Origin of the sequence: Schlesneria sp. (genome assembly GCF_036405755.1) — a bacterium.
GTDB lineage: Bacteria > Planctomycetota > Planctomycetia > Planctomycetales > Planctomycetaceae > Schlesneria > Schlesneria sphaerica.
In genome coordinates, this window is the sequence record NZ_DASWWZ010000737.1 from 1 (window position 1) to 8626 (window position 8626).

Here is an 8626-nt window from a genome sequence, read left to right on the forward strand (position 1 = left end):
AGTCTCATTCCGGCATTCGCACAGGATGTGACCGTTCCACACGAGTATCTGTGGTGGTTCCATGAGGGAAATCGGGCCGTCCGCGTGGGTGACTGGAAAATCGTCTCCTGGGGGGTGGAGGGAGCCTGGGAACTGTTTGACCTGAAAGCAGACCGAAGCGAAACCCGGAATCTGGCAATGCAGTTTCCCGAGAAGCTTTCAGAACTTCAAAAGCTCTGGGAAGCGAAACTGGAAGAGTTCCAAACCCTCAGCCAGGAAGATTGAAGCCACAGGAAACGTCGTCACGCTCTGAATGGGGTGACCCCGTTCGCGTGACCTGGAAAAGCCATGTTGTTGCGAATGCGAAAATGCGATCGCGGAGCGTGATTCTGGCAAAACTTCTGGCGACCTGCTCCTCCCGGTGACCGCATCAATGCGGAAACCGGGGTGGACCGGCACGACACACTGCGCGTTCCTGAGGGATCAGGTTGTCGGGTCCGCCCGCCTGGATGTCGGGTAGATCTGGTAGTAGTCATTGATCGCCGTCGCGTGCAGTTTGTCTTCGTCGTGAAGCTTCAGCACAACTTCCTTGAATCCTTCATGGATCAGTTCCTGCCGTTGCTCATCTGCATCCGGTTCGTATTGGTCGATCCACCACTTTCCGAGCTGGATCGTCGTGAGGCCGGGAGACATCTCCAGTTGTCTGCACACGGCTTGTTCCAGCTGCTGCAGATTCATCGGTGATGCTGGCACCCCCGGCTTGTCCAGACAGGTCCCGAGCAATTGGCAGATGACGGGAAGCAAAAGATACCGCTGATGGCGGTGGTGGGAATCATAGACTTCGGCTTCCGTGATCAGTCGGCTTTCCCCTGTTGGGAGAACGACTTCCAGATCGCCCGCCCGCGCCAGTCCGACGACCGCCTCGCAAGCATCGAGAGTGGCATACTGAGCAAAGTCGAGAGTCTGCAGAGTAAAGCGATGCTCGTTCTGTTGCAGTTGATTCAGTTGAGACCGTCCGGCCTCTGCCAGCTGCAATGGTTCCCGACCGTCCACAATGAGAATGACGCGATCGGGAGAATTGGGCCCTTCCAGTGCGGCGAGAATCCGCTTGAGCTGATTCGTGGCCGCAAGCCCGCTGGAAGCTTCGGCAATCGCCACTCCGATTGTCGTCGGTGGGGCGTCGGAGGAATCAAAAGACGTTTGCGCCATCAGGTGGAATGCGGGCTTCGATCGGTTTTTCACGGCATCGGGAATCAAGCCTCCGAAATGGGGATAGAACTTCAGCCGTATGGCTGGATCAAGCGTTTCACAGGCAGCCAGGATCGATTTGAGCAGTCCCAGCACGTTGCCCGCATCGACCGGAAGTTCTTCCGGCCGCAATAGACGCGAGTGACGATGCTCTTCAATTTTTGCCGCAATCCGTTGGTCGATCAGCCCCGACAAATCAGACAGATCCACGTTGCTGGCGGGGGGCGCGGTTTCATTCGTTTGTTCGGGTCCGGACCATGAATGCAGCCAGTCTGCAACGCCCCTGGTCTGCACCGCATCGGCCTCGTGATCCCAGGCGGTGCCGGCCTGGTTAATGATCTGTCGGGGACGCAGGTCGGTTTTGTTGAGACCTGATTCGTCGCTCAGGTGACGCATCGCCCAGGCTTCACCGAGGGGAAACAGGGGATCGCGCGAACGGAGTTCCGAGATCTCGGGGAGAGTGTCGAATGGACGAAGAGCTCCATCCAGGCGGTCTTTGACCATGGATCTCGCCGCGTTGGCGTCGATACCCGAAAGACTGATCGTGAACTGGCGAATACGGTCCCAGCTGGACTGAGGCATCAGTTGATGACGGGTCCAGCGGATAAACGTATCGTCAACGCCGCTGGTGACCACCAGCAGGCGGGGACACGTATCAAGGAGCGCGTGCGTGGTGGCCGACCAGCTTTGGACCTGTTCTTCGCTGAGTGTGTCGACCTGGTCAAAGCAGAGGATAAATGACCGATGTCGAAATCCGGCGAACTGACACAAGACTTTAAGCACCTGCTTCATCTGCTCAAGGTTGAGAGAGCAGCCTTCTTCCGAAACGCTGGAAACGGTCAGTTCCAGCTGGCTGGCCTCGACGGGGTCAAGATAGCCCCCCGAAAGCCAGCGTTTCGCCAGTTCTGCTCGTCCATTCGAGGGATGTCCGTTGGCCTGATGAATTACATCGTCGAAGAAAATCCAAAGGACGCGATAGATGGCGGGGTCGGCATCCAGATGGCTGAGCAGCGACAGATAGGCCTGCCTGGCTGTCGGTAGTTCGACCGACTGAGTGATCCCTTTCGCGGCCAGAGCCTGATTCAGGGCGACGCTCACCAGCCGATAGAGACGCGTCTGTGCGGGTGTCCTGTTCAGCCCTTTAGTGAGAATGCTGATCGATGTCCTGAGGATCGTGCGCAGAATGTCCTGGGGACCGGACTGAAGATTCAGCAGGTAGACGAACGGGTATTTCTCGCGTCGTGCCCAGTCTCCAAAGCGTGCCAGCAGGTGACTTTTCCCCACCCCGGGAGGGCCCGTTACGACGACACCACAGCCCATCTCATCACTCTGAGCCGTCTTCTCGGCGCGCAGTGTCAGTTGTGAGAAGGCCTCGGCATGGATTTGTGGAACGTCGTTGCTGAGGGAATCAGTCTGCGTGACGCGGTTCTCGTCGAACGGATTTGAATACCGCAGATGCTCGGCAAACATCTCCCGAGTCGGTTCCGACAGTGACATGACTTTGGCCTTTTCCGAAAAAGGGATCAGTGAGTGTGGGATCCGTTGGATTTTTTCTGTACGAGCAGGTGAGGGACATGGTCGACGATCAGACATGCCTGTTGTTCTTCGTCAGTCAGGCCGAATCTCCCTTCGACCAGGCTGAGGGAGTACTTTCCCGCCCGGCGAAGATTGAGTAGTTCACGATCGAAGATATCGCGGGGATACTGCGGTAAGGCGGGACGCAGATCGACCAGACTGGCGTAGTGCGGCAGCCCGAGCTTTCCGTCCAGTCTCGCAAATGCCGCATCAAAGTCTTCGGCGAAGCGACTGCCATCCCTGTCCGGAGCCTGCGAAGGAGTCGAGGAGGGCACTGGCAGGTTCACCGCTGCGGGGGGCTCGGCGGTCGCTCCAACAACGTCATCCAGTAATAACAGGGACCATTTTTTGGAAATGCTAATGGCGCCGATCCCCCGCGGCAGCGAGTGATTCGCGATCGCCTCTTCTACGTGAAGTTTCAGGCTGGTTCTGACGGCTGGATGCAGCGACTTGTAACTCACCAGCTTGTCGATCGCGACAGCATGATTATCATGACTGCGCAGCGACCGCAGCGTTGCCAGCAGGAGGGCCGGGGAGCGGCCCAGTTGTTCCTCGTCGCCCCGCAGGACAACTTCGGCATCAGCCACTTCGGCGAGGGAAATCGTCACCTGCGATCGAAACAGTTCTGATTGCAGGGCCTTATTCCGGATCGTTGTCGTGGTGTAACTTGCGTTCGCATCCAGCAACTGACGCAGGGGGACCGGATAGGCTCGCTCGCCTATTGCTTTCCGTTTTGCCACGTACCGAACGAATTCCTCGGCCAGGGCAAGTTCGGGAGGGGGGAACCGCTTGTCGCGGATCAGGACATCCGTTTTCTTCTTGGTTGCGGCGGAATGCAGAGTCCCAAAGCCGAGATCCTGTCGCTGAGCGGCCTGTTTCAGCCAACCATCAACGAACGATGGCCGCAGATCTCGGGAAACCTGCTTTGCGAGGACGGAAAGTTTGACTTCAGGAAGCGCGGCTGTGCAGGTCGCCTGGACAAGTTGCCTGAGGAAGGCATCTGTCAGCAGAATGTCCGAAACATCGCCGATGAACGCGTGAAGCGGATTCGGCCCTTCCGTCAGTTCTCGAGCATGGTTCGTAAACGGTGGGATAGAGGCGGCCTGTTGCAGCAGCCGGTTATCGATGAGACTTCCGGCGAGAGACGCCAGCGTCTCCCAGCCCGCCGGGTATCCATCGCCGCCGGACTGTTTCTGAGTGTGCAGGGCCTCGACGAGTTTTTGACTGAGTTCCTCTTCGGGCAATGCGAAACGCTGGTCGTGAATCGCGAATAGCTTTTTGCGGCCGTATTGCAACAGCTTCGGTGTCAGTCCCACCGGGAGCTGTTCCCGATGGAGGGGCCAGTAGGCCTCGACGAGCTTTTTCAACCGCTTATCCAGTCCCTGCGTGAGCTCACCCAGAGAAACGACGGGAGTTTCGGCCGTGCAGTACTGTTCCGTCAGCCACTGCAGGAAACGACGATCAGCCGCACAGACATCGAGCTTTTCCTTGAGTATGACGGGGCTGTCGAGCGCTGGCGGGCGAATGACGATCACTCGGCTTTTCGCGGGGGATGTGGAAAGGGCTTCGGCGACGATCTCGGCCGTCAGGTCCGGGACTTCGTGAATCAATTCTGAACCAGCCACCCAGGCAGGGGCTTCAGGGGGGCGGCTTTCGAGCAATTCGAGGATGGCGTGAGCGAACCGTGTGGCGGGGTTGGCCTGTTTGGATTTCCGTGCAGGCTTGGTCGGATTCGACTGTGGATCCATGTTTGTCATATCTCAAACGTTTCCCGGATCGTGAACGATGCCGCTTGCATGCCGGCAACGCGGGAGCCTCTTTCGCTCATCAGAACCTGCTGACTTATCGTGCTGGGGGAAAGTACCGCCAGTCAAGCGGGAATCAGGCCGCTGGCCATTCGCTGCTCATGCTTTGTCAGCTCTCCCAGGCATCGTGGCGGTGCCGATTGTGCGCACGGTGTGCTGCTGGCGAATCCCAGCGAGAAACACCGCGCGATGACCTTCCGATGCGCCTCATACCAGATTCCGCCGGGGTCGTGAACCGCGATTTCGGCGTTTATCTTCCCGGACAAGTTTCTCTTGACTCGTTGTTTCAGAGACCATTTTCGACGTTGCCCCTTCGAGTTACACGGGATCTGATTGGAAGACAGGGTGTTGCAACGACGGCGTGAATCTCGGTAGCCTGACGGACCGTGCGCGATTGCGATCGGATCCAGGTCACGAGAGACCGAGGATGTCCCGTTGCCAGGTCACTCCTTGCAGTTCAGAGCGAGGGGGCTAACGAACACAGTCGTTCATGGTCATTCACGCCCGCGATTTTGATCCTGCAATCCACAAGCTGGAGACGAGCGCATGGGGGGCAACCATCATTCACTGCCAGTGTCACGTCGCCGTTTACTTCATCAGGGATGTCTCGGAGTTTTCGGACTGGGCTGTGCCGGGCAGCTTGCTGCCGAAGTTCCACTGCCAGGGCGGACATCGACATCTCTTAGGCCGGAGCCTGGCTACTCATGTATTTTCATCGTGCAGTACGGCGGGGCGAGTCACATCGACAGTTTCGATCTCAAGCCCCTGGCGCCGGACATTGTTCGTGGACCCTTTCAACCGATCGCGACGCGGACGCCGGGACTGGAGGTCTGCGAGCACCTGCCTCAACTGGCGCAGCAGTCGGACAAGTTCACCATCATTCGTTCCATGACGCATGGGAATCCCGGACATGATGGGGGGATGCATGTTGCGATGACCGGGCATAGCATGCCCAGGCCCGAAACGCCTTACTTCGGTTCCGTCATCTCACGACTTCAGCCTGCGCGCCGGAACATCCCTTCCTATGTCTGGTTGCAGAATCTGGCAGGCGATGTCGAGCCCCGCTATCTGAAAGGGGGATTTCTGGGCGTCAGTCACGGACCATTGCGGGTCGGAACCGATCTCGATAACCCCAGTGCCCGCGACTTTCACTTTGCGGGGTTTGATCCGCTGGAAGGGAACGCGCCTGAGCGACTGCAAAGCCGACAGAAGCTGCTGCAGGCACTCTCTGACAGGCTCATTGCGGCAGATGCGGAGGAGGGACAAAGCGTTTCAAAGAGTCCCGTCAGCGGATTCCAGCGATTCCAGGAGAAGGCCTTCGACCTGATCACGGGGACTCACGCGAGTGCGGCATTCGATCTGTCTCGCGAATCATCTCATATGCGTCATCGTTACGGCCATCACCCGCTGGGGCAGAACCTGCTGATGGCGCGGCGATTGGTGGAAGCGGGTGTCCGTCAGGTCAGTGTCACGGCCTGGTGTGGGGTGGCCGAAGGAGAGAAATTCGTGCACACGCAAACCTGGGATATGCACGGTCCGTCGGCGGGTTCGCACCTGGGGAGTATTTTCGGCAGTGGCTCGTTCGGACTTGGCTTTGCGCTCCCGCGTGTCGATCAGGCGGTTTCAGCGCTGTTGGAAGACCTGGATGATCGGGGATTGCTCGCACAGACACTGGTCGTCCTGGTGGGGGAGTTCGGCCGTGCTCCCCGGATTTTCGAGCAGGGAAGAGATCACTGGCCCGCCTGTTATTCCGCCCTGATTGCGGGAGCAGGAGTGCAGGGGGGATTGGTCTACGGAGCATCTGACCCCCAGGGCTCCTATGTGCGCGATAAGCCTGTCACTCCCGAAGATTTCAGTGCGACGCTCTTCAAAGCGATGGGGATTGATCCCAATTCGCGTATTGGGTTAGACGGGTTTACTCATCCCGCGAGCACGGGAGAGCCCGTAACGGAAATTCTACGGATTTGACTTTAAACTTTTAGGGGAATGGGCCAGATCGATGTTGAGCATACGTCCGGAAACCGTTGCGGATCGAACGAACATTCATGCGCTTCATCTTGCGGGATTTCCGGGCCCCCAGGAGGCGCGACTGGTGAATCTGCTGCGGGCCAACGGGCGATTAATTATCTCACTTGTCGCAGAACTGGACCAGACTATTGTGGGGCATGTCGCCTTCAGCCCGGTGCAGGTCGTTTCGGGCGAACGAGGAGCAGGCCTGGCTCCCGTTTGCGTAGCTGCGTCACATCGCAGACAGGGGATTGCCGCGGCATTGATTCAGTCCGGCCTGCGGGCGGTCCAGGAAGAAGGATATCAGTGGTGTGTGGTACTCGGTGAGCCACAGTACTACCGCCGATTTGGTTTTCAACCCGCACGCCAGTTCGGTCTGTCCGATGAATATGGTGGGGGCGATGCCTTTCAGGTTCTGGAGTTCGCCGAGCATGCGGCACCGCAGGGCCAGGTCCGGTATTCGACCGAGTTCGCGAGCCTGAAGTAGAGCTAGCGGCCAGCGCTTTAGGCGGGAGAGTTCCGCGCCGCAAATCCCGTCTGTCAGTATGGACCAAACACTGACTCAGGAGCAGGCGACCATTTTTGAGATGAATTTTCGAGCTTCTTCGGCCTCAGATTTGCTGTCACCTTCCGCCGCCCTCAGTAAAGCTCACTGAAAGGATCAGTTTGGCGACGCGGATGAGTTGATTTCCGCTTATCCATAGCAGGCTGACAGCTTGATTGATCGCTCATCAACCACCGGGTTGAATCTCGATAATAACCCGCAATGTCACGCGAAATTCTCGCCTGCAGCCTGAATTCTCTCGTTTGTTGAGGAATAATTGCAACTGCATCGCGGAAACACTTTAACGGCCAGGGAACTGGTCGTGCTTGATGACTTGAAGTTCATTGGGCCACTTCAATTCGGATCGCGGCGGGATTAACCACATGACAAAAGAAAACCAAATCGAACGGGATATCCATCGTGACCGGGCGGCCACAGGTGTGAGCGGTCTGGATGACATTCTCATGGGAGGATTGATCCCGCACCGAATGTATCTGGTGGAAGGAGATCCAGGCGCTGGCAAGACGACCCTTGCGTTGCAGTTTTTGCTGTCGGGTGTCGAGGCGGGTGAGAAGTGCCTGTATATCTCCTTGTCTGAGACAAAAGAAGAACTGAGTGCGGGGGCAAAGTCCCATGGTTGGTCGCTCGATGGGATGGAAGTGATCGAACTGACAGCGGATGAGTCGGACCTTCAAGGTGACTCGCAAATCACCATGTACCTCTCATCAGAGGTTGAACTCGCAGAGACGACGAAACGTGTCTTAAATGCAGTGGAACAGGTCCAGCCATCGCGTCTGGTGCTGGATTCTCTCTCGGAATTACGTCTGTTGGCTCAAAATCCCTTGCGGTATCGGCGGCAGATCCTCGCGCTCAAGCAGTTCTTCAGCGGTCGCAAATGTACCGTCTTGTTGCTCGACGACATGACAGGCGAAGCGGGGGATCTTCAACTTCATAGCATTGCGCACGGTGTGATTTCGTTGCAGCAGTTCACTCCCGTGTATGGCGCTTCGCGGCGGCGTGTACAAGTGACGAAGTTCCGGGGGACTGACTACCGGGGAGGGCTTCACGACTACGTCATCCGCACGGGAGGACTTTACGTGTTTCCTCGTCTGGTGGCAGCCGATCATTCGAAGCCCTATGCGAAGGAATCGATTCGCAGTGGGGTTGCGGCGCTGGACGACCTGCTGGGAGGCGGACCCGACCGCGGAACGAGCACCGTGCTCGTAGGTCCAGCTGGATCGGGGAAGTCGAGTGTCGCCGTTCAGTATGCAGTCGCGGCGGCTCAAAGGGGGGATCATGCGGCGATCTTTGCCTTCGACGAAAGTCTATCGACCCTCGAAAAACGAACGGCCGCGCTGGGAATTGAATTGAATCAGGGGTTGAGCAAGGGGGAAGTGCGTGTTCAGCAGATTGATCCTACCGAACTCACACCCGGCGAATTCGTCTCACTCGTTCGACACGCTGTCGA

The 8626-nt window shown here is 57.7% G+C and carries 5 protein-coding genes and 1 pseudogene; 4 read left to right on the forward strand and 2 right to left on the reverse strand.

Going from position 1 to position 8626, the window contains the following annotated elements; genetic code table 11:
• Window positions 1-264: pseudogene (locus VGE80_RS24270) on the forward strand (arylsulfatase); the annotation flags it as partial.
• A gap of 198 nt (window positions 265-462) precedes the next feature.
• Here VGE80_RS24270 and VGE80_RS24275 read toward each other — a convergent pair.
• Both VGE80_RS24275 and VGE80_RS24280 read right to left on the reverse strand, forming a co-directional pair.
• Window positions 463-2724 (reverse strand): ATP-binding protein, encoded by a 2262-nt coding sequence (locus VGE80_RS24275; RefSeq protein ID WP_440594446.1) that lies wholly within the window; start codon window positions 2722-2724, stop codon window positions 463-465.
• Between the two features lie 26 nt (window positions 2725-2750).
• Window positions 2751-4550, reverse strand: coding sequence for a hypothetical protein (locus VGE80_RS24280; RefSeq protein WP_440594447.1), 1800 nt, complete (start codon window positions 4548-4550; stop codon window positions 2751-2753).
• Between the two features lie 603 nt (window positions 4551-5153).
• Here VGE80_RS24280 and VGE80_RS24285 point away from each other — a divergent pair.
• The 3 genes from VGE80_RS24285 to VGE80_RS24295 all read left to right on the forward strand — a co-directional run.
• On the forward strand, window positions 5154-6575 hold the full coding sequence (locus VGE80_RS24285) for a DUF1501 domain-containing protein (RefSeq protein WP_440594448.1): 1422 nt from the start codon (window positions 5154-5156) through the stop codon (window positions 6573-6575).
• Between the two features lie 31 nt (window positions 6576-6606).
• Entirely contained in the window at window positions 6607-7101 is a 495-nt protein-coding gene (locus VGE80_RS24290; protein WP_440594449.1) for a GNAT family N-acetyltransferase, read from the forward strand.
• Window positions 7102-7541: 440 nt separating this feature from the next.
• Window positions 7542-8626 (forward strand): ATPase domain-containing protein (locus tag VGE80_RS24295; protein WP_440594450.1); only part of this gene is annotated, 1085 nt, incomplete at its 3' end.

Excerpts from the sequence above, each read along its gene's own strand:
- VGE80_RS24275 (WP_440594446.1), bottom strand. The coding sequence starts at position 2,724 with ATGTCACTGTCGGAACCGACTCGGGAGATGTTTGCCGAGCATCTGCGG.
- VGE80_RS24280 (WP_440594447.1), bottom strand. The coding sequence starts at position 4,550 with ATGGATCCACAGTCGAATCCGACCAAGCCTGCACGGAAATCCAAACAG.
- VGE80_RS24285 (WP_440594448.1), top strand. The coding sequence starts at position 5,154 with ATGGGGGGCAACCATCATTCACTGCCAGTGTCACGTCGCCGTTTACTT.
- VGE80_RS24290 (WP_440594449.1), top strand. The coding sequence starts at position 6,607 with ATGTTGAGCATACGTCCGGAAACCGTTGCGGATCGAACGAACATTCAT.